The organism is Martinezella lusitana, from assembly GCF_010668395.1.
Taxonomy (GTDB): domain Bacteria; phylum Pseudomonadota; class Alphaproteobacteria; order Rhizobiales; family Rhizobiaceae; genus Rhizobium; species Rhizobium lusitanum_A.
Window position 1 is genome coordinate 1 of record NZ_WUEY01000097.1, and the last position, 395, is coordinate 395.

Below are 395 nucleotides of genomic sequence, written 5' to 3' on the forward strand. Positions count from 1 at the left end.
TTTCTAAATAATTTTGATTGAACACCTAAATTATAACAAAAGCTTTCACAAATAACAAGGCTTTTTTTGTACCTAAAAACTCAGTAATATCAAGGGTTTAGCCCTGTTTTTTAACTGATTTTTTCGCCGTGAATTATTTCTATATGTATCAAGATAAGAAGAAAGCTCCTGCGGAGCTTTCTCAAAAGGGGCTTTCAGCCCCTTTTTTAGCTCTCTAACTCTTTTGTCATCTGTTCAATTTTGGCATAGCTATCATAAAGTTCTCGAAGTCGTTTGGTCTGCACAAAGTTCTTCCGCCACAATCTCCGAAGTTTCATTTTTACTTCAGGGCGGTCGCAACCTGCATTATATTCTTCTGCATCAAATGCCTTGGCAAAGGTCCAACGACCTGCAAG

General features: G+C 37.5%; 1 protein-coding gene. It reads right to left on the bottom strand.

Annotated features, from left to right (window positions below; all coding sequences use genetic code 11):
- Window positions 1-206 precede the first annotated feature (206 nt).
- A partial coding sequence (locus GR212_RS37030; RefSeq protein ID WP_204326931.1) for a hypothetical protein occupies window positions 207-395 on the bottom strand: 189 nt, incomplete at its 5' end.